Raw genomic sequence first — 19,251 nt, 5'->3', positions numbered from 1 at the left:
CCAGGCCCCCTCGCGGACCGTCACCCCACCCGACCGGCGGGCGTCAGGAGACCAGCGTCGGCTTCGCCTCCCCGGCCTGCTCCGGCACCTCGACCCGTGCCGGTTCCCCGGTCGGCTCGGCTCCCTGGTCCCGCCGCGGCGCGTCGAGCGGCTCCGCGCCCTCCAGATGCTGCGCGGGCCGTTTCGGCAGGGCGAACATCAGCAGGAAGATCGCGGCCATGACCACGGCCACCCAGCCCAGCGCGTGCTGGAAGGCGTGGACGAAGGCCGGGCCCACCTGCGCCGGGGGCAGCCGGTCGCCGATCTCGCCGAAGAAGACCACCGACACGAGGCCCAGGCCCAGCGCGTTGCCCATCTGCTGCACCGTGTTGATCAGCCCGGAGGCCGAGCCCGCGTGCTCCTGGGGCACCTCGGACAGCACCGCGTCCGTCAGCGGCGCGACGATCAGCCCCATGCCCACGCCCATGACCACCAGCGGCAGCGCCATCTGCCAGGAGGCGATGGACTGACCGTAGTGACGGGCCTCCCCGATGTAGAGGAGGACGCCCGCCGCCATCACCAGCGCGCCCGCCTGCAGCACCTTGCGGCCGAAGCGCGGCACCAGCTTCTGCACGGACAGCCCGGCCGCCGTCGACACCGCGATCGAGAACGGCACACCCGTCAGACCGGCCCGCAGCGCGCTCCAGCCCAGCCCGATCTGCATGTAGAGGGTCCAGACGAGGAAGAAGACGCCGAGGCCGACCCCGAAGACCGTCTGGACCGCGATGCCCGCGGCGAAGCTCTTCACCCGGAACAGGGAGAGCTCGATCAGCGGGGAGCCGTCGCGGGCGGCCTTGCGCTTCTCGTACGCCACCAGCGCCACGAAGACGACGACCGCGCCGGCCATCAACGCGTGACCCCACAGCGGCCAGCCCAGTTCCCGGCCGCGGGTGAGCGGGTAGAGGAGCATCAGCAGACCGAGGGTGACCAGGGCGACGCCGACGAGGTCGAGGCGCAGTGCCTTCGGTGCCTTGGACTCCTCGATGTAGCGGCGGCCCAGCAGGAAGGCGGCGATCCCCACCGGCAGGTTGATCAGGAAGATGGGCCGCCACTGGAGACCGAACAGGTCCCACTGGGTGAGCAGCGCACCGAGCAGCGGACCGGAGACGGCGCCGAGCCCGACGATCGCGCCGAACAACCCGAAGACCTTGCCCCGCTCGTGCGCCGGGAAGGTGGCGTGCACGATCGACAGCACCTGCGGCACCATCATCGCGGCCATGGAGCCCTGAAGGATCCGCGAGGCGACCAGCATCTCCGGGTTCACCGCGAAGCCGCACAGCGCCGAGGCCAGGGTGAAACCGCTGATGCCGATCAGGAAGAGGCGCCTGCGCCCGTGGATGTCGCCGAGGCGCCCACCGGTGATCAGCCCGGCGGCGAACGCGAGCGCGTAGCCCGCGGTGATCCACTGGATCTGGCTGAAGGTCGCGCCCGCGTCCCGCTGGATCGACGGGATCGCGATGTTGACGATCGTGACGTCGACCAGGTCCATGAAGGCCGCGGCCATGACGATGGCGAGGGCGAACCAGCGACGTCGATCGCCGGCCCCGGCCCCGCCGCCGCCCTCGCCGCCCTTGCTGCGTACGGGTGTGGTGTCGGTGGAGGTCATGGCTGCGACGATAGGACGCCATTAGGCCAGATCGCGTCCTATATATGCGTCATCCTCGGAGGCATGACGACGGACACACCGGCCCGGCTGCTGCAGTTGCTCTCCCTTCTCCAGACGCCCCGCGAGTGGCCGGGCGGCGAGCTCGCCGAACGACTCAGGGTCTCCCGGCGCACGATCCGACGCGATGTGGACCGGCTGCGCGAACTGGGCTACCCGGTCCAGGCCAGCAAGGGCGCCGACGGCGGCTACCGGCTGGTCGCCGGGAAGGCCATGCCCCCGCTCGTACTGGACGACGAGGAGGCCGTGGCGATGGCGGTCGGACTGCGCGCCGGCGCCGGGCACGCGGTCGAGGGCGTGGACGAGGCGTCCGTACGGGCCCTGGCCAAGCTGGAGCAGGTGCTCCCGAGTCGGCTGCGCCACCGCGTCACCACGCTTCAGGCCGCCACCACCCATCTGACCAGCGGCGACGGGGCGAGCGTCGCTCCCGAGACACTGACCGTCATGGCCTCCACGATCGCCGGCGGTGAACGGCTGCGTTTCGCCTACCGCTCCGGCGACGGAACACCGTCACGGCGTCTGGCCGAGCCCTACCGCCTGGTGTCGACGGGACGTCGCTGGTATCTGGTGGCCTACGACCTGGAGCGCGAGGACTGGCGCACGTTCCGCGTCGACCGGGTCACCGAACCGTTCGCCACGGGGGCGCGGTTCACGCCGCGCGAGCTGCCGACGGGGAGCGCGGCGGAGTTTCTGCGGCAGTCGATGTACCGGCGGCAGGAGACGTACGAGTTCGAGGTGACCTTCGCCGCCCCCGCGGACTTCGTCACGGCACGCCTGCCCCGGTGGTTCGACGCGCCCGAACCCCTGGAGGACGGGGAGGGCGGCGCCTGCCGGCTGCGCGGCACGGCGACCGACTCCGTGGAGTGGCTGGCGGTGCGCCTCGCGCTGGTCGACTGCGAGTTCACGGTCCACCGCCCGGCCGAGCTGGTCACCCACGTACGGGACCTGGGCGCCCGCCTGAGCCGGGCGGCGGGACCGACGAGCCCACCGGGGGTACCGACCGAGGAGGAGTGACCGGCGGCCAGGTCGATGGGCCCTCGGCCCAGGGCGACCCGCGACGGCGAGGAGTCGTCCCGCGCGGTCTGCCCCGGCCCGGCTGGTCGCCCACGTACGGGCCCTGGGCGCAGGCCTGAGCCGGGCGGCGGGACCGCGGCCCTGCGCCTGGTGAGGGTGAGGGGTCCGGCGTGGTCCGCGGGAGACGGCGGCGGCGCGCGACGTCGGTCGATCTCCCGGACGAAGGCCTTGAGGGCCTCCAGGTTGCGCACGGCGGGTTCGGCGGGCCCGCCCGGTGCACCGCTCCGGTGCTCGCTGCCGGCCACGTCGGCAGGCTGAGCCGCTGTGACACAATCTGCCATCCGGGTCGCCCCGGGGTTCAGGTCCGGGGCGACCCGACCGGAGCGTACCGGTCCCGTGGAGAAGGGGGCCGAGCCCCGGCGCCAGGGGGGGATTGGCGCCGAAGCCCGGCCGGGAGGAGTCCCGGCGCCGGGGGGAGTGCGTCGGGACTCGGCTGCGAGAGCCCGGCGCGGGCCGTGAACCCCGGGGTCAGGACCGCGCCGTCACAGGACTTGGAGTTCTTGTGCCCCGGTCCCGGCGGGTTGAAGCGACGTAACAGAGCCAACTCCGGCGCCGTACGGGGCCTGGTTGGCCGAAGTCATACACCTACCGGTGGCCGCGCCCCCGGACCTGGACCGGCTGCCCCGCCGACCGGGCGGCCACCGCCCCGCCCGTCCCGACCGGCCCGCCGCCGCAGGCGATCGTCATGCCGCCGCGTCGAAGCCCGTCTGCCGGGCCAGCTTCTTCAGTTCCAGCAGCGCGTGCTTCTCGATCTGCCGGATCCGCTCACGCGTCAGCCCGTGCTCCTTGCCGACCTCCGTCAGCGTGCGCTCGCGGCCGTCCTCGATGCCGTACCGCATCTTGATGATCGAGGCCGTGCGCTGGTCGAGGCGGCCGATGAGGTCGTCCAGTTCCTCACTGCGCAGCAGCGTGAGCACCGACTGCTCGGGAGAGACCGCCGAGGTGTCCTCCAGCAGGTCGCCGAACTGGGTCTCGCCCTCGTCGTCCACCGCCATGTTCAGCGAGACCGGGTCGCGGGCCCAGTCCAGGACGTCGCCGACGCGCGTCGCCGAGGTGTCCAACTCAACCGCGATCTCCGCCGGTTCCGGGTCGCGTCCGTGCTCGCGGTTGAACTCCCGCTGGACCCGGCGGATTCGGCCCAGCTCCTCCACCAGGTGGACGGGCAGCCGGATGGTCCGGGACTGGTCCGCTATCGACCGGGTGATCGCCTGGCGGATCCACCACGTCGCGTACGTCGAGAACTTGAAGCCCTTGCGGTAGTCGAACTTCTCGACCGCGCGCACCAGGCCCGCGTTGCCCTCCTGGATCAGGTCGAGCAGGGGAAGGCCGCTGCGCGGATAGCGGCGGGCCACCGCCACGACGAGCCGGAGGTTGGAGCGGATGAAGACGTCCTTGGCCCGCTCACCCTCGGCCACCAGGGACTCCAGCTCCGGGCGGGTGGCGTCGGCCTTGGCCTCCTCCTCCCCGTCCAGGATCTGCTGCGCGAACACACCTGCTTCGATGACCTGGGACAGCTCGACCTCTCTGGCGGCGTCGAGCAGCGGTGTACGCGCTATCTCGTCGAGATACATGCCGACCAGGTCGCGATCGGCGATCTCGCCGCCACGGGCGCGAACACTGTTTACCGCGTCCTTGGTCCCGCCTTCGACGGCCTTGCGACGGGCGACGGCACGGGTTGCCATGCGTGCTCCCTTGCGATGGTGGGCTGGCAGATGGTCCGGTGACGCTTCGGACACCCTGACCGGGTGCCCGGCATCCGAAGGAAACAACGACTGGAATCCGGACAGAATTCCCAACCTGTCCCCCGATTTTTCTGATCATGCAGTACCCTGTGCCCGCCACAGGGAGGTCGGGTGTCGCCGGAGCTCGCAGAGGTGCAGGTCAGGCCAGGGGTCGAGAGTGACCTCGAAGCCCTCACGGACATCTACAACCACTACGTGCTCACTACGCCGATCACCTTCGACACCGCGATCTTCACTTCGGAAGAGCGACGTCCTTGGCTGCTCTCCCACCTTGAAGACGGGCCGTACCGGCTGATGGTTGCCGACTCGCGGGACTCACAGCAGATCCACGGGTACGCGACATCCAGCCCTTTCCGCGCGAAGCCGGCGTACGCGACCTCGGTGGAGGTCACCGTCTACCTCGCCCCGGGCGCGACGGGCCGCGGCGTCGGCACGCTGCTCTACGAGGCCCTCTTCGCCGCGCTGGCGACCGAGGACGTCCACCGCGCCTACGCCGGCATCGCCCAGCCCAACGCGGCGTCCGCGCGGCTGCACGAACGCTTCGGCTTCCGCCCCGCGGGCACCTACCGCGAGGTGGGGCGGAAGTTCGGCCGCTACTGGGATGTGTGCTGGTACGAGAAGGAGCTGTAGCCCTCGTACCCCGCATCCGCCCCTCGAATCCCCGGAGCCCGCGGAGCCTCGCTCCCCCCGTAACCCCCTCGCGTCACGCGGACGTCAGCCGAACTGCACCGACCGCTTGGCCAGCCCCATCCAGAACCCGTCGATCACCGACCGTCCCGCGTCCAGCTGCCCCGTCGCGTCCGCGGCGCCCATCGCGACGAAGAGCGGGGCGAAGTGCTCGGTGCGGGGGTGGGCGAGACGGCCCGCAGGCGAGGCGTGCGCGAAGTCCACCAGGCTGTCGACGTCACCCGCCTCCAGCGCGCGATGACCCCAGTCGTCGAACTCCGCCGACCAGCCGGGCACCCCGCCGCCGGTGTGCCGCAGCGCGGCCAGGTTGTGGGTGAAGAAGCCGGAGCCGACGATCAGCACGCCCTCGTCGCGCAGCGGGGCCAGCTTGCGGCCGATGTCCATGAGCGCGGCCGGGTCGAGGGTCGGCAGGGAGATCTGCAGGACGGGGATGTCGGCCTCGGGGAACATCTCCACGAGCGGCACGTAGGCGCCGTGGTCGAGGCCGCGGTCCGGGACGTCCTGCACGGGGACGCCGGGGCCGCGCAGCATTCCCCGTACGGCCGCCGCGAGTTCGGGGGCGCCGGGGGCGGCGTACGTCACCCGGTAGTAGTGCTCGGGGAAGCCCCAGAAGTCGTGGACGAGCGGCAGCGTCTCCACCGCGCCGACGGCGAGCGGCGCCTCCTCCCAGTGGGCGGAGACCATGAGGATCGCCCGGGGCCGCGGCAGGGCGGCGGACCAGGCGGCGAGCTGGCCGGGCCAGACGGGGTCGTCGGCCAGCGGGGGCGCGCCATGGCTCAGGTAGAGGGCGGGCATGCGCCCGGGTACGGCGGTCTCCTCGACGGCGGCGTTCATGACTGCGGCTCCCTCCGGTCGGGCCCTTCCGACAGCTTGCCCCAACAGTTGCTTGAACTCTCAAGCTCTCACGCGGCACCCTACCTGTCATTTGTTTAACTTTCAAGAAGCGGGCTCGTAGAGTAGGACGCATGAAAAGCGCACCCGCCGACGACACCCGCTGGCTCACCGACGAGGAGCAGCACACCTGGCGCGCGTACCTGCACGCCACCACCCTGCTCGACGACCATCTCGACCGGCAGTTGCAGCGCGACTCGGGCATGCCGCACATCTACTACGGGTTGCTCGTCCAGCTCGCCGAGGCGCCGCGCCGCCGGCTGCGGATGACCGAGCTGGCCATGCGGGCGAAGATCACGCGCTCCCGCCTCTCCCACGCCGTCGCCCGTCTGGAGAAGAACGGCTGGGTCCGGCGCGAGGACTGCGCATCCGACAAGCGCGGGCAGCTGGCCGTCCTCACGGACGAGGGGTTCGCCACGCTCTCGCGTGCCGCACCCGGCCATGTCGCGGCCGTCCGCCAGGCCCTCTTCGACCGCCTCAGCCCGCAGCAGCAGGACACGCTCGGCGAGATCATGGCGATCATCGCCGAGGGACTTCAGCCCAAGGACGCGGGGGCGGACCTGCCCTGGATGCGCTGACCGGGGCGCACTCGGGGACCGCGCGCGGGCCACGTGGGCGGTCCGGGACAGGAGCGAGGGTCCGGCGCGAGGGGGACGGAAGGCACGAGGGAACACGGGGAGTAGGTACGGGGAGTACCGGAAATCACGCGGCCGGGCGCAGCGCGCGGACATGGGTCCGCCCCGGTCCCGGCTCGCGCCGAAGCGCGGGACGGAACCGGGGCGGACCGCCGGGAGCGTACGGGCGGGGCGTCCCCACCCCTCGCCCGCACGCGCGGGTACCCGTGGGGCGTGCGCGAGGCGCGTGGGTCAGTGGGCGATCACCGGGATCGGCACCTCGTCCTCGACGGCCTCGCCCTCACCGCTCCCGGCCACCGCGGCGCCGGCCGGGCTGCCCGCGTTGACGAGGGTCAGGGCGATGGCCGAGGCGGCGAGCAGGATGCCGACGGCGAACCAGATCGCGCTCGCGTAGCCGTGCACCATGCCCTGCGCCTGCACGAGCTGCAGCTGAGGCTTGGTGGTGGCGGTGCCGGCGTGGTCCTTGATGTAGGACACGGTCGCCGAGGACGCGATGGTGTTCAGCAGAGCCGTACCGATCGCGCCGCCCACCTGCTGCGACGTGTTGACCATCGCGGAGGCGACACCGGCGTCCCGCGGCTGCACACCGTACGTGGCCAGCGACATGGCCGGCATGAACGCCGTACCCATACCGAGGCCGAGCAGCAGCATGGCCGGCAGCACCACGGCGGCGTACGACGAACCGATCTCCAGCTGGGCCAGCAGGAACATGCCCACGGCGGCGACGAAGAAGCCGGGACCCATCAGCAGCCGCGCCGGGACGCGGTTCATCAGCCGGGCGCCGATCTGGGTGGAGCCGGTGATCATGCCCGCGATCATCGGAAGGAAGGCGAAGCCGGTCTTGACCGGGGAGTAGCCCTTGATGACCTGGAGGTAGTAGGTCAGGAACAGGAACGTGCCGAACATCGCGATGATCGCGAGACCGAGCGAGAGGTAGACGCCGCCGCGGTTGCGGTCGGTGATCACGCGCAGGGGCAGCAGCGGCGCCCTGACCTTGGACTCGGTGGCCACGAAGGCCAGGAGCAGCACCGCGGACGCGACGAACAGGCCGATCGTCACCACGTCGCTCCAGCCGTCGGACTCGGCGCGGGTGAAGCCGTAGACCAGGGAGACCAGGCCGAGGGTGGAGAGGATGACGCCGGGGATGTCGAGCGGCGAGCGGTTGCGGCCGCCCTCCGGCTCACGGATGACGAAGTACGCGCCGGCCGCGGCGACGACGGCGAACGGGATGTTGACGAAGAACGTCCAGCGCCAGTCCAGGTACTCGGTGAGGAAGCCGCCGAGGATCAGTCCGACGGCGCCACCGCCACCGGCGATCGCGCCGTAGATGCCGAACGCCTTGGCGCGCTCCTTGGCGTCCGTGAACATCACGGCGAGCAGCGACAGCGCGGCGGGGGCGAGGAGAGCGCCGAAGACGCCCTGGAGGGCGCGGGCGCCGAACATCATGGCCCCGCTCTGCGCCGCACCACCGATGGCGGACGCGGCGGCGAAGCCGGTCAGTCCGACGACGAAGGCCCGCTTGCGGCCCCAGAGGTCGGCGATCCGGCCGCCGAAGAGCAGGAGGCCGCCGAAGGCGAGGGCGTAGGCCGTCACCACCCACTGGCGGTTGCCGTCCGATATGCCGAGGTCCGTCTGGGCGGACGGAAGAGCGATGTTCACGATGGTGGCGTCGAGCACGACCATCAGCTGGGCGAGCGCGATGAAGATCAGCGCGCGCCAGCGGTTGGCGTCCGGCGCGGCGGCGCCCGGGACGTTGCGGACTGTTTCAGACATGAGGGTACCCACTTCGGGACTGCGTGACGGAAGTGTCGGAGTTGAGGGGACGGGAGGTGCGGGCCTGGACCGTAAGGGGCCCGAGGCCGGGAACGAGGACGAAAGGGGCGTCGAAGGGCGCGGCTCGTCGGCGGTGACGGCCGGAGCCTGTCGTCAGGGTGGTGGTGGTCGATCGTGCGGCGTGGGGTCGGTCGCCCTGGGTGAGGACGGTCCGAACCCGCGAAACTCATCGCGGCGCCGACCGCAGCCGGCCGCTTGTCCCGCCGCCGGTGTCGCTGCTTGTGTCGCTTCTGGTGTCGTTGCCGCTGCCGCTGTCGGCGGCGCCGTCGATGGCGCTGCCGACGTCACTACTGCTGCTCGTCTGCTGATCTGCTCATCGCTCAGGCGTTGCGAAGATCCTCCACGGTCGAGGGCGTGCCGGGCAGCTGGGAGCGGGCCGGGGCCCGCAGTCCGTCCAGGAACAGCTGCAGATGGCGATGGACGAATCGGTCGAGGCTCAGGCAGTCGGTGCCGGCCGGCGGCCTGCTGAGCTGGGCGACCGCGATCATCAGGTCTCCGACCCCGACGTCCGGACGGAGCTGCCCGGCCGCCCGGGCTCGCGCCATGAGCGCCTCGACCAGGTGTGTGATGCGTCCGCTGGAGGCTTCCAGGTCGGGGTGGTTCTCGTCGAACGCCGTGGAGACCATCGGGCACAGCGCGCCGATCCGCTCCTTGGCGGAGGCGTGCACGAAGTGCGACAGGGCGTCGAAGGCGTCCCCGTTCTCGGCCAGAGCGCGCTCGGCACCTTCGGCCAGCCGGTCCATGACCGAGCAGACGACCTCACGCGCCAGGGCGTCGCGGTCGGGGAAGTTGCGGTACACCGTGGCGTTGCCGACACCTGCCCGGCGGGCGATCTCGTCGAACGGCACCTCGGGGCCGAACTCGACGAACATCTCCCGGGCGGCGGTGACGATCCGCTCCCGGTTGCGCAGGGCGTCGGCGCGCGGCCGGGTCACTCGGCGCTGCACGGGGGCTGCGGTCTGCACGGCGTACTCCTCGACGAAGGTGATGCGTTCCGATGGACCCGGGGAGGATCCGGTGGGACCCCGGAGAGGATCCGGTGGATTCCGGGTCACTCCGGGCGCGATCCGGGGACTCAGTCCCCGTTTCACTGTGACACAGGGCTAAACGGGGAATCGGTCCCCGGTTATTTCCCCCACGCCCCCGATTCCGTGTGAGCTGGACCACACCCCGTCGGCGGCATTTCCTCCCTTCCTTCCGGCTCCCCTTCGGACTTCATCCGGACGACCCGAGAACCCCTCGTTCGGTCCGCCTCAGCGCGCGCGCCCAGAACCCGCGACACAGGGTGAATCCAAGGGTGCAGCCGGTGACCGGCGGCTGCCGTGGAGCGAAGGGCCCCGCATGCCGCCGTACCGCCGCCGCATACGCTCGCGCCGCGCCATGTCCCTCGCCTCGGTCGCCGTACTGACGCTGGCGATCGCGACCTCCGCCGGCGCCGGGCGTCTGCTGACGGACCCCGTGACGGCGGGCCCCGTCGCCCCGGGCCGCCTCACGGCCCTCAGTCCCTGCATGATCCACGGCCGCAGCGGCGTCCAGATGCCCGAGGGCATCCCGACCCCGACCGGTTACGCCCGGTCCACCGGCACCATCCACGCGCTGACCGTGATGGTCGACTTCCCCGACGTGCCCGGCCAGGGCAGCGCGCTCGGGCGGCTCGCGGAGTTCTTCCCGCGCACCCAACGCTGGTTCACCACCAGCTCCTACGGTCGGCTCGACTACCGTGTCGCCACCCCGATACGTCACTGGCTGCGGATGCCCCGGCCGTTCTCGGCGTACGGGATGGAGCGCGGGGCCCCCTTCGACCCCGGCTACCGCCGACTCATCCAGGACATCGTGGCCGCCGCCGACGCCCAGGTGGACTTCCGCCGCTACGACCTGCTGAACGTACTGGTCACCCCGAACGCGGGACCGTCCGCCCTGGACACCGTCCTGTCGGTGACCTTCGCGGGCAACCGCGCCGCCCCGGTCGCGGACGGCGTACCGATCGCCAACGCGTCCTTCATCTACAGCCGGCAGGACGACGGCTCCGGGTCCTTCGACCGGACCGGGTACCGGGTCCTGCCCCATGAGAACAGCCACACCTTCGGGCTGCCCGACCTCTACACCGCCGACGGCGGCAGCGCGGTCGGTCACTGGGACATCATGAGCGAGGACTGGGGCGCCGACAACGACCTGCTGGCCTGGCACAAGTGGAAACTGGGCTGGCTCCGGGACACCCAGGTCGGCTGCGCCACCGGGCACGGGGCCCAGGAGTACACGCTGACCCCGCTGGAGCGCCCCGGCGGCCGCAAAATGGTCTTCATACCGCTCAGCCCCAAGGCCGGGTACGCCCTCGAACTGCGCACCCGCGGTGGGAACGACGACGCGGTGTGCCGGCCCGGCATCCTCGTCTACCGGGTCGACGCGAACGTCGACACGGGCAACGGCCCCATCACCGTCTCCGACTCCGAGCCCGACAGCGGCGGCTGCACCCGCAGCCCCAACGTCCAGGCCGAGTTGTCCGACGCGACCTACCGTCCGGGGCAGACCTTCACCGACACGAAGGCGGGGATCACGGTCAACGTCGTGGACCGTGACTCCGCCGGGAACTACCGGGTGCGGGTGACGCGACGCTGACGGAAGCGTTCGAGGGGGAGGGAGGGGCGGGGGCAGGGCAGATACAAACCGGTCATGCGGTTCTCCCCACCGCCTTACCGACGACTTTTCCCCTCTCGCCCCTCTCCCCTCCCTCGAAGGCGCCGGTCACACCGCCTCCGCCGCCTGCCTCCCCGAGGCCGTCATCACCCGCAACGCCTGCTCGGAGGCGACGCGCGGCAGGAGCAGCGCCCAGAAGCGGGTGAGCGTGATGCGTGACAGCCAGCGCACATCGTGGCCTCCCATCGCGGCGAAGCCGACGGTGGCGCCGACGACCGTGGCCGCCAGGTCCCTGGGCGCCACGTCGGACAGCAGCCCGTCGCGCGCGGACCGTACGACGGCCTCGTCCACCCAGGCGTGCCAGCACTCGTAGAGATCCTCGCCCCGGCCGGCCGCCTCCAGGCCTTCGCCCAGGTCGAACCCGGCCCGGAGGATGACGTCACCGCTCAGCCCCTGGAGCAGGGCGTGGCTGGTGTCGACGAGGGCCTGCAGCGCACCGCCGAGCTGCGGCGACGGGCACTCGGAGGACACGATCCGGCGAAACCGCCGCGCCGCCTCCTCCCGCACACCGGTGGCGAGCGCCGCCTTGCTGGGGAAGTGGAAGTGCAGGGCCCCGTTGCTCACCCCGGCCCTGGCGCTGATGGCCGACAGGGGCACCACCTCGTAGCCCTCACGACCGAAGAGCACAGCAGCGGACTCGATGAGGGCGCTGCGAGTCCGCACCGCCCGTTCCTGCTTGGCCATCAATCACTCCATCACAGCCGGGAGATGGGAGCCTAACAAACCGTACATGCGGTTTTCTAGAGCCAGTAGGCGATCGCCGCAACCGGCAACGCCCTCCCCCGGGCCCGGCACACGTCGCCCAACTACCCGCCACCACCCCCACGGTGGGCCGAGCCGCGCCCTCCACGGCCGCACCCCCGCGTCCGTTCCCGGCGAACCCGCGCCCAGCTCCGCGGCTAGCCCCGCCCGAGGCCCGACGACCGAGACGGACACCTCCCCGTGCCGGCACCGCAGGAAGGCCCCGCACCCCAGCCGAGCTGCGCCGTCACGCCGTGGCCCCACGGCGCCACCCTGATCCGCTACGCTGTCAGGGACCGCACTCGGCTGCGGTCCTCACCTTGCCAGGGCAGAGGTGAACGCTCACGGAGAGTGTCCACCCCCGCTTCACGCAGGGCCCCGCCTTCGTAGCTCAGGGGATAGAGCACCGCTCTCCTAAAGCGGGTGTCGCAGGTTCGAATCCTGCCGGGGGCACCATGCGTTTCCGCTCTGCCCTGGGGTTCATCCCCCAGGGAGGGCTCCTACTCGGCCTCGGACTCCCCGTCCGGGGTCGTTTGCGTAACGCCTACCAGCACACCGCCCGCCTCACCGAACGCGCCCCCGGACCGGACGAGACCCGGCGCCTCGCCGCAATCGTGCAGGCAGCCGTACCCGAAACAAGCCGAGCGAATACTCACCGACCCGGCGTGGCCCGCCCTCGCCACCGCCCTGACTCAAGCCGAATCCGCCGGCACCCAACCCCGGCGCACACTCACAACCGCAGCCGAACAGCGAGAACTGGACAGCGCCGACCACCCCGCCGGAGTCCTCGTCTGGCGCATCCGCAACACCACTACCGAACAGACAAACGCCCGCGCCCGCGTAGCGACCGCCCGCACGCGACGAACGACGGTCATCAGCGCCCCGCCCACTGCCGCACCTGTCACAGTCCGACGGCCTGGCGACACCACGCGGCGCAGGCGCTGACACCAACACGAGCGTGACCTGTGCTGGGCCTCCAGCCCCCGATTCCTGCTGCCCGTCCCGGTGCGGTGCCAGCAGTTCTGTGTGGGTCAGAGGCAGGAGGGCCGGGAGGTTGCGCCGGTTCCGCCGCGCATGGCCCTCCCGCCTCGACAGTAATACGCCTGCCCTCGTTGGCCTTTGAGATTCCCCCGTCCAGTCCGGCGTAGGACGCACATGCTCGTCGTGCGTACGCGCCTGGGCCCGGCCATCAACGATGGCCGGGCCCAGGCGAGGGGTGCGATGTCAGGTCACCATCGGTACCAGCGGCCGCGACCACCACCCGCGTTGGTGGATCGCATGACGAAGCCGAGCAGCCACAGCACGAGGACCGCGACGGCCACCCACCAGAGAATCTTGATGGCGAAACCGGCACCGAAAAGGATCAGGGCGAGCAGCAGAACGAGAAGCAGGGGAACCATAGTTATCAACCTCCTGGCCGCCGTGTGCCCTGCCGATGGAGTCCCAATCACCAAGCAATCTTTGTTTGTGAAGGAAACCCCGGGGCAGCAGGGGTCTACCGCGGCAGCGGAATCCGAAGCGACGAGGAGGCGTGTTTTCATGAGTGCCGGCGAGAAGGCCAAGGCGAAGACCGAGCAGGCCCAGGGCAAGGCCAAGACGGTGCTCGGGCGCACCCTCGGCAACGAGAGCACGACTGCTGAAGGGCAGGCGAAAAAGAGCACGGGCGACGCCCGTGAGGCCAAGGAGAAGGTCAAGGACGCTTTCAAGAGCTGACGCTCTTTCTCGGCGAGGGCTTTCCCGGAGTTGTTCCGGGAAGGCCCTCGCCTTGCGTGTTTCGGCGTCGGCCGCCTCCGAGGCGGTCCTGCCCTGTGCCTCATGTCTTGTGCGAGTTCTCCTCAAGGGCGGAGAGTCACGGGAATCAGGTCCGGGTGGCCGTGGTGGGCAACGCCGGCGCCGGGCCTCGTCCGGAGGCCCCCGGTCAAGCACTGGTCATGGATTAGGGAAGCTCGTGGGTGCGGGCGTAGTCTTCATGTGGTTTGAACAGACACCTCGTTCGGTGAGGCGTCTTCACGGACACAGGCCACTGACCCCACGACGTCGAGAGACGCCCAGGTTCAGGACAGGTCTCCCCGACCTAAGGGGTGACCCCAAGTGGCTTCCCTTACCGGGATCACGCCGTGGAGTGCCAAAGCTCTGACGAGTTGGGGTGTGCCGGGGCCGAACGCGCCTGGCTGCCCCTTGCCGCAAGACCGTGACGCCCTGCGCGCGGCCGTGACCGGGAGGAGGCGACATGGACAGTAGTCCGGGCCATAGTCGGCCCCTCCTCGTGATGTCCGCGCCGTCCTTCCGCGGCCCGCGGTAGCTCGTCCCTCACCGACACATCCGGCCCGCAGCCGGTGGTTCGCCCTGCTCACCGGCTTCGACAGGCCGCGCGCAGGCGTGTCGCTGACGTCCCTGCGTCGGCCGGTACGGGGAGGAGGAGCACTGCCGAGGGTCGCCCGCCGCCCCGTCATGGCGGGGCAAGGGGGTGTTTACCTTGGCTGCTCACACTCTGCTCATGTCCACCAAGGCCCGGTTCCGCGACCGCCGGGTCCACCTCGAACGCCGTGCCACCACCACCAAGGCTGTGCGCACTTCGCTGGTCTCGCTGGCCGGGCTGATCGGCGGTCCGGTCACCAACCAGGCGGGCGAGGAGGTCGGCCGTGTCGTCGACGTCGTTGCCCGGCTGTACGGTGTGGAGCCGTATCCGCCGGTCACCGGGCTGATCCTGCGGATCGGACGCCGTCAGACATTCCTGGCCGTGGACGCCGTCGGCAAGGTGCAGGCAGGCACCGTACGGCTGCGCACCGCCCGCGTCGACCTGCGCGACTTCTCCCGCCGCCCCGGCGAGGTGCTACTGGGCAAGGACATCCTCGACCACCAGCTCGTCGACGTGGACGGCGTCCAGGTCACCCGGGCGGCCGACCTGTACCTGGCGCCGCTGGTCGATCAGATCGTGCTGGTCGGGGTGGATGTCTCGCTTCCGACTCTGCTGCGTCGGCTGGGGCCGCGCCGCTGGCAGGTGCGGCCGACACCGGAGCGGGTGTTGGACTGGCAGGCGGTGGCTCCGTTCGCCGAGCAGGCCACCGAGGGACCGCCCGAGGTACGGCTGCGCGCCTCCCGGGCCGCGCTGCAGCGGCTGCGCCCGGCCGACCTCGCGGACATCCTCGAAGACCTCGGCCGCGACGAACGCGAGCAGCTGCTGGGCTGGCTGGAGCCGGAGCAGGCCGCCGACGCGCTGGAGGAGATGGAACCGGCCGAGCTGGAGAACCTGCTACGCGAGGCGAAGCCGGAACACGCCGCTCGCCTGGTGGACGAGATGGAGCCGGACGAGGCAACGGACGCCCTGCGCGACCTCACCCGTGAGGAGCGCGAGGCCCTGCTGTCCCGCATGCCGGCCGGCGAGGCCAGTGAGTTGCGCCGACTGCTGACCCACCGGGAGGGCACCGCGGGCGGCGCCATGACCACCCTGCTGATCACCACCCGCCTGGACGAGACTGTCGCCAAGGTGCGCGCGCAGCTGGCCGAACAGGCCGAGCACCGCACCGAGATCGACGCGATCGCCGTGGTCGACGACAACGGTCGGCTGCTGTGCGACCTCGCGCTGTTCGACCTGGCTGTCGCGGAGGACACCACCCCGATGGCCGACCTGGTCACCTGGCGGTCCCAGTTCGGTCCTCCAGTCACCGTACGTCCCGACACCCCCCTGCCCGAGGCCGCCGACCAGCTGGTCGCCTCTCGTGCCTCCTCGCTCCTGGTGGTGGACGATTCCGACCGGCCCCTCGGCCGGATCCTCGCCGACGACCTGCTCGACCACCTGCTGCCCGAGCGTGGGCGCCTGCACTTCCGGAGGTTCCTGCGGTGACCCGCGACCTGGACACGACGACGACCGCGCCCGCCCCTGCCACCGCGCCACGGCGGCGGGGCCTGGGCCGGCTCGCCATGGTCGCGACGATCGCCGGGCCGGGCCTGGTCGCCGCGAACGCCGGCAACGACGCCGCCGGCATCGCCACCTACGCCTCAGCGGGCTCCCAGTTCGCCTACGGCACTCTGTTCTTCATGGTGCTGGTCACCGTCGCCCTGGTCATGGTGCAGGAGATGGCCGTCCGGCTCGGCGCCCACACCGGTAAGGGGCTGGGAGCGCTGATCCGCGAGCAGTTCAGCCTCCGCCTGACCGGCCTGGCGGTGTTCTGTCTCCTGCTGGCCAACACCGGCTTGGTCGTCAGTGAGTTCGCGGGCATCGGCGCCGCCTTCGAACTGCTCGGCGTGCCCAAGTGGGCCGTGATCCCACCCGCCGCGTTCCTGCTGTGGTCGCTGGTGCTCTTCGGCTCCTACCGGTGGGCCGAACGCATCTTCCTCGTCATGTCGCTGGCGTTCTTCGCCTACCCGATCGCGATGATCCTGGGCCATCCGCGGTGGGGCGATGTCGGGAAGCACCTGGTGATCCCCCACATGGAACCCAGCAAGGACTTCATCCTGCTCGCCGTCGCCCTGATCGGCACCACCGTCAGCCCCTACATGCAGTTCTACGCCGCGGCAGGCGTCGTGGACCGCGGTGCCAAGCCCGAGGACTACAAGCTGATCAAGCTGGATGCCGTCCTCGGCGCGGTGTTCGCCTGCGTCATCAGCCTGACCATCATCATCGCCACCGCCACCGCGATCGGCGGCACCGGCCCGCTGGGCTCCGCCGCCCAGGCCGCCGAGGCCCTCAAACCGGTCGCCGGCCAGAACGCCGAACTCCTCTTCGCGGTCGGTCTGATCGGCGCCTCCGCCCTGGCAGGCGCGGTCGTACCACTGTCGGCCAGTTACGCTGTCGGCGAGGCCGCCGGCGTGGAACGCTCCGTCTCCCGCAGCTTCCGCGACGCGCCGCTCTTCCTCGGCCTGTTCACCGCCCAGATCGTGCTCGGCGCCGCGGTGGCCATGACCCCGGTGAACGTCATCCAGCTGCTGATCGGCACTCAGGTCCTGCAGGGCCTGATCAGCCCCATCGTGCTGGTCTACCTGTTGGTCCTGACCAACCGCCGCTCGGTGCTCGGCGCGGCGGCCAACGGTCCCCGCTATCGGATCGGCGCCACCGTCGTGGTCGTCGGCGTCGCGGGCATGTCCACCATCCTGCTCGTCCAGACCGTCCTCGGCTGGTTCGGCCTCGGCTGATCCACGGCGCGGGCGTCATGCGTGCGCGGTGCGTGAGCGGACTGTCCGGCACAGGGCGTCATGCGTCACCCCGGCACGGATTCGATCCCACTCCTGAAGCGGGTGCCACAGGTCCAGGGACCGGGGCCCAGGGTGAAGCTCGAGGGACCGGTTATGCCTCGGCTTCTTGCACCAGGTCGGTCTCGACCAGGCGCTGCCACGCTGTCTGGATGTGGGCCTCCGTGAAGAGGCTCTCCTTTCGGTGATTCCATGCCCTGATACACGCCGTTACCGATTCGGGGCTTGACGGAGGCGTCACCAGTTCTTCAGCGGCGAAGAGAACGGTACTCAAGAGCTCCATGCCGAATGCGTCCTCGAAACCCGCTGTGAGAGCTTCGAACCTGGACGCGGTTTTCTCGAACTCCGGGTACTGCTCCGAGCCCCTCTACGGTCCGGGCCGGCTCGGGCGGGTGCGCCCCGCGGCGGGTGGCTGCGGGGCGCCTTGCGCCTTGGGGGGCGGTCAGTCGACCTGCTCTCCGTCGTGCGTGCCGCCCTTGCAGTAGTTGCCCGCCTCGTTGATCGCGGGCGTTCCGCCGCCCTGCCGGCACTGCGAAGGGGTGACGTAGGACGGGGCGCTCTGTGCCGTGGCGGTGGCGGCGCCCGTGAGGCCGAGTCCGGTGAGGGCGGCCGTGGCGAGGACGGCGGCGAGGATTCGTCGAGTGCGCATGTGGTTCCCCTTTCACGGATTACCTCGGTTGGGGCACTAGCCAGCGTGATCTTCGACCGTGCGGGTGGCACGCCATGGTGCGCCGTTCGGGTGACACGGCCGCCGGGAGCGGGGTGCTCGGCCCAGGCCCCCCAAGGCCTGCGCGGCCGTCGGGGAAGGCGGGTGCGGCGGACGGTCGCGCGAGCGCCGCGACCCGCGGGCCTGCTTGTCATGCGCAAGATCAAAGTCTGAGGTTCTCCTGAGGAGGAACGGCTACTTCCAGTGGTTGCCTCTTCACAACAAGCCCGACACGTAAAGAACTTGAGAAGGTCCTAGACAACGATGCTGAAGACCCCAGCTTCCCGTGGCACCGCTACCGCTCTTGCTGGTCTGGCCGCCGCCGCGCTGCTGAGCACCGGAACCGCTCACGCCTCGATCATCTCCAAGGACGGCGCGCGTATCGCCGCGTACGAGGCGAACCTGGCGGACAGCAAGGAGCCGGGTGCCGGCGACACCCTCAAGCAGTTCCAGGCCCTCTCCCATGACCAGGAGGTCAAGTTCCTCGACTACTCCGAGGACCAGGACAACCTCAAGGCCCTGCTCGACGAGGCCGCCGACGTGCCCACCCCCGGCACACCCATGCACTCGATCACGAGCCTGGGCGGCGGTGACGTCGACATCACGGCCGACAGCGACGCCACCTTCACCCCCGACACCGCCTCGGGCCTGGACGCGGCCGCGGCCGGCAGGCTCCACCGCGGCTGGTGGAACACCACGTACACGGTCAGCCAGAAGATCTTCGGCGTCACCGTCACGAAGCTGAGCCTGTGGGTGGAGTACTACACCAACGGTTCGTCGATCACCAAGGTGGACCACGCCGACTGCGGCAAGCGGAACTTCAACGCGGCCGTCTCCATCGGACACGGTGTGCCGAAGGCGTGGCTGGCCAGTGGCAACGCCAACGGCGAGGTGGTCTGGGAGGGGTCGATCATCTACAAGGGCTTCGGCATCGAGATCGACAAGAGGCAGCACGTCACCGCCGACGCCTGGGGCTACAAGGGCGGCTACCTGAAGAACATCTGATCCCCGAGGAGCAGCGATGGCGACGACGTCCACCCTGATCAAGGTACTTCTGGCCGTCCTGACCGGCCTCCTGCTGCTGGCCGTAGCCGGGATGGCCGTGTGGTCCTCGGACTCCGGCGAGGACTCCTCGTCCTCGACGCACCGGGCCACCGGCGCGACGCGGGCGGAGGTGACCCCGTGAACGCGTGGCAGCAGGCCAGCACCGGCCAGAAATGGTCGATAGTCCTGCTCACCCTGGCCATTGTCGCGATCCTCAACGGCATGGCGCACAACATCACCTGGTAGTCCCGCGGTTCGCAGCCTTCCGGGGCACCGCGCGAAGGGCCCCGGACCGATCATGGTCCGGGGCCC

General features: G+C 70.7%; 17 protein-coding genes, 1 tRNA gene and 1 riboswitch. Of the genes, 10 read left to right on the top strand and 8 right to left on the bottom strand.

Annotated elements, in window-relative coordinates; translation table 11 throughout:
- Window positions 1-43 precede the first annotated feature (43 nt).
- Window positions 44-1,543, bottom strand: coding sequence for an MFS transporter (locus AB0C59_RS33010; RefSeq protein WP_363011243.1), 1,500 nt, complete (start codon window positions 1,541-1,543; stop codon window positions 44-46).
- A 165-nt stretch (window positions 1,544-1,708) separates the two neighbouring features.
- On the opposite strand from AB0C59_RS33010, the gene AB0C59_RS33005 reads away from it, so the two are divergent.
- Window positions 1,709-2,716 carry a YafY family protein gene (locus AB0C59_RS33005; RefSeq protein ID WP_363011215.1) on the top strand — a complete coding sequence of 336 codons (1,008 nt, stop codon included), beginning with the start codon at window positions 1,709-1,711 and terminating at the stop codon, window positions 2,714-2,716.
- Window positions 2,717-3,459: 743 nt separating this feature from the next.
- Here the strand turns inward: AB0C59_RS33005 and AB0C59_RS33000 are convergent.
- A complete protein-coding gene (locus AB0C59_RS33000) occupies window positions 3,460-4,458 on the bottom strand; it encodes a sigma-70 family RNA polymerase sigma factor (protein ID WP_363011213.1) in 999 nt (332 codons plus the stop codon).
- A 171-nt stretch (window positions 4,459-4,629) separates the two neighbouring features.
- On the opposite strand from AB0C59_RS33000, the gene AB0C59_RS32995 reads away from it, so the two are divergent.
- A complete protein-coding gene (locus AB0C59_RS32995; RefSeq protein ID WP_363011211.1) occupies window positions 4,630-5,148 on the top strand; it encodes an N-acetyltransferase family protein in 519 nt (172 codons plus the stop codon).
- A gap of 84 nt (window positions 5,149-5,232) precedes the next feature.
- On the opposite strand, the gene AB0C59_RS32990 is transcribed toward AB0C59_RS32995, so the two are convergent.
- Window positions 5,233-6,039, bottom strand: coding sequence for a class III extradiol ring-cleavage dioxygenase (locus AB0C59_RS32990; RefSeq protein ID WP_363011209.1), 807 nt, complete (start codon window positions 6,037-6,039; stop codon window positions 5,233-5,235).
- A 131-nt stretch (window positions 6,040-6,170) separates the two neighbouring features.
- Between AB0C59_RS32990 and AB0C59_RS32985 the strand changes: the two genes are divergently transcribed.
- A complete protein-coding gene (locus tag AB0C59_RS32985) occupies window positions 6,171-6,674 on the top strand; it encodes a MarR family transcriptional regulator (protein ID WP_363011207.1) in 504 nt (167 codons plus the stop codon).
- 288 nt (window positions 6,675-6,962) lie between these two features.
- Here the strand turns inward: AB0C59_RS32985 and AB0C59_RS32980 are convergent, their stop codons facing one another.
- On the bottom strand, window positions 6,963-8,504 hold the full coding sequence (locus tag AB0C59_RS32980) for an MFS transporter (protein WP_363011205.1): 1,542 nt from the start codon (window positions 8,502-8,504) through the stop codon (window positions 6,963-6,965).
- 380 nt (window positions 8,505-8,884) lie between these two features.
- Complete coding sequence (locus AB0C59_RS32975; RefSeq protein ID WP_363011203.1) at window positions 8,885-9,529, bottom strand: helix-turn-helix domain-containing protein; 645 nt, start codon at window positions 9,527-9,529, stop codon at window positions 8,885-8,887.
- A 376-nt stretch (window positions 9,530-9,905) separates the two neighbouring features.
- Between AB0C59_RS32975 and AB0C59_RS32970 the strand changes: the two genes are divergently transcribed.
- On the top strand, window positions 9,906-11,180 hold the full coding sequence (locus AB0C59_RS32970) for a M6 family metalloprotease domain-containing protein (RefSeq protein ID WP_363011201.1): 1,275 nt from the start codon (window positions 9,906-9,908) through the stop codon (window positions 11,178-11,180).
- Window positions 11,181-11,306: 126 nt separating this feature from the next.
- On the opposite strand, the gene AB0C59_RS32965 is transcribed toward AB0C59_RS32970, so the two are convergent.
- Window positions 11,307-11,942, bottom strand: a complete 636-nt coding sequence (locus AB0C59_RS32965) for a helix-turn-helix domain-containing protein (RefSeq protein ID WP_363011199.1) — start codon at window positions 11,940-11,942, stop codon at window positions 11,307-11,309.
- Between the two features lie 437 nt (window positions 11,943-12,379).
- On the opposite strand from AB0C59_RS32965, the gene AB0C59_RS32960 reads away from it, so the two are divergent.
- Window positions 12,380-12,455 (top strand) — tRNA-Arg (locus AB0C59_RS32960).
- A 773-nt stretch (window positions 12,456-13,228) separates the two neighbouring features.
- Here AB0C59_RS32960 and AB0C59_RS32955 read toward each other — a convergent pair.
- On the bottom strand, window positions 13,229-13,399 hold the full coding sequence (locus AB0C59_RS32955; protein WP_171154443.1) for a hydrophobic protein: 171 nt from the start codon (window positions 13,397-13,399) through the stop codon (window positions 13,229-13,231).
- 139 nt (window positions 13,400-13,538) lie between these two features.
- Here AB0C59_RS32955 and AB0C59_RS32950 point away from each other — a divergent pair, with 139 nt between their 5' ends.
- The 3 genes from AB0C59_RS32950 (at window position 13,539) to AB0C59_RS32940 (ending at window position 17,132) form a co-directional block, all read left to right on the top strand.
- Complete coding sequence (locus AB0C59_RS32950; protein ID WP_363011197.1) at window positions 13,539-13,712, top strand: CsbD family protein; 174 nt, start codon at window positions 13,539-13,541, stop codon at window positions 13,710-13,712.
- Window positions 13,713-13,980: 268 nt separating this feature from the next.
- A riboswitch (M-box (ykoK) riboswitch) is annotated at window positions 13,981-14,152 on the top strand.
- A gap of 344 nt (window positions 14,153-14,496) precedes the next feature.
- Entirely contained in the window at window positions 14,497-15,843 is a 1,347-nt protein-coding gene (locus tag AB0C59_RS32945) for a CBS domain-containing protein (RefSeq protein ID WP_363011195.1), read from the top strand.
- Window positions 15,840-17,132 carry a divalent metal cation transporter gene (locus tag AB0C59_RS32940; protein WP_363011193.1) on the top strand — a complete coding sequence of 431 codons (1,293 nt, stop codon included), beginning with the start codon at window positions 15,840-15,842 and terminating at the stop codon, window positions 17,130-17,132. Before AB0C59_RS32945 ends, AB0C59_RS32940 begins: the two co-directional genes overlap by 4 nt.
- A 499-nt stretch (window positions 17,133-17,631) precedes the next feature.
- Here the strand turns inward: AB0C59_RS32940 and AB0C59_RS32935 are convergent, their stop codons facing one another.
- A complete protein-coding gene (locus AB0C59_RS32935) occupies window positions 17,632-17,838 on the bottom strand; it encodes a hypothetical protein (protein WP_363011191.1) in 207 nt (68 codons plus the stop codon).
- Between the two features lie 321 nt (window positions 17,839-18,159).
- On the opposite strand from AB0C59_RS32935, the gene AB0C59_RS32930 reads away from it, so the two are divergent.
- Window positions 18,160-18,900: a hypothetical protein gene (locus AB0C59_RS32930; protein WP_363011189.1), complete on the top strand. Its 741-nt coding sequence runs from the start codon at window positions 18,160-18,162 to the stop codon at window positions 18,898-18,900.
- A 16-nt stretch (window positions 18,901-18,916) separates the two neighbouring features.
- Window positions 18,917-19,081 carry a hypothetical protein gene (locus AB0C59_RS32925; protein WP_363011188.1) on the top strand — a complete coding sequence of 55 codons (165 nt, stop codon included), beginning with the start codon at window positions 18,917-18,919 and terminating at the stop codon, window positions 19,079-19,081.
- Window positions 19,082-19,251: the final 170 nt, after the last annotated feature.

It is taken from the genome of Streptomyces sp. NPDC048664 (assembly GCF_040650555.1).
Classification (GTDB): domain Bacteria; phylum Actinomycetota; class Actinomycetes; order Streptomycetales; family Streptomycetaceae; genus Streptomyces.
Note: the sequence above shows the minus strand (reverse complement) of the source record. Positions and strands in the feature narration are given on the sequence as shown.

Excerpts from the sequence above, each read along its gene's own strand:
- AB0C59_RS32990 (WP_363011209.1), bottom strand. The coding sequence starts at position 6,039 with ATGAACGCCGCCGTCGAGGAGACCGCCGTACCCGGGCGCATGCCCGCC.
- AB0C59_RS32945 (WP_363011195.1), top strand. The coding sequence starts at position 14,497 with ATGTCCACCAAGGCCCGGTTCCGCGACCGCCGGGTCCACCTCGAACGC.
- AB0C59_RS32930 (WP_363011189.1), top strand. The coding sequence starts at position 18,160 with ATGCTGAAGACCCCAGCTTCCCGTGGCACCGCTACCGCTCTTGCTGGT.
- AB0C59_RS32985 (WP_363011207.1), top strand. The coding sequence starts at position 6,171 with ATGAAAAGCGCACCCGCCGACGACACCCGCTGGCTCACCGACGAGGAG.
- AB0C59_RS32935 (WP_363011191.1), bottom strand. The coding sequence starts at position 17,838 with ATGCGCACTCGACGAATCCTCGCCGCCGTCCTCGCCACGGCCGCCCTC.
- AB0C59_RS33005 (WP_363011215.1), top strand. The coding sequence starts at position 1,709 with ATGACGACGGACACACCGGCCCGGCTGCTGCAGTTGCTCTCCCTTCTC.
- AB0C59_RS32970 (WP_363011201.1), top strand. The coding sequence starts at position 9,906 with ATGCCGCCGTACCGCCGCCGCATACGCTCGCGCCGCGCCATGTCCCTC.
- AB0C59_RS32965 (WP_363011199.1), bottom strand. The coding sequence starts at position 11,942 with ATGGCCAAGCAGGAACGGGCGGTGCGGACTCGCAGCGCCCTCATCGAG.
- AB0C59_RS33000 (WP_363011213.1), bottom strand. The coding sequence starts at position 4,458 with ATGGCAACCCGTGCCGTCGCCCGTCGCAAGGCCGTCGAAGGCGGGACC.
- AB0C59_RS32950 (WP_363011197.1), top strand. The coding sequence starts at position 13,539 with ATGAGTGCCGGCGAGAAGGCCAAGGCGAAGACCGAGCAGGCCCAGGGC.
- AB0C59_RS33010 (WP_363011243.1), bottom strand. The coding sequence starts at position 1,543 with ATGGCCGCGGCCTTCATGGACCTGGTCGACGTCACGATCGTCAACATC.
- AB0C59_RS32980 (WP_363011205.1), bottom strand. The coding sequence starts at position 8,504 with ATGTCTGAAACAGTCCGCAACGTCCCGGGCGCCGCCGCGCCGGACGCC.
- AB0C59_RS32955 (WP_171154443.1), bottom strand. The coding sequence starts at position 13,399 with ATGGTTCCCCTGCTTCTCGTTCTGCTGCTCGCCCTGATCCTTTTCGGT.
- AB0C59_RS32925 (WP_363011188.1), top strand. The coding sequence starts at position 18,917 with ATGGCGACGACGTCCACCCTGATCAAGGTACTTCTGGCCGTCCTGACC.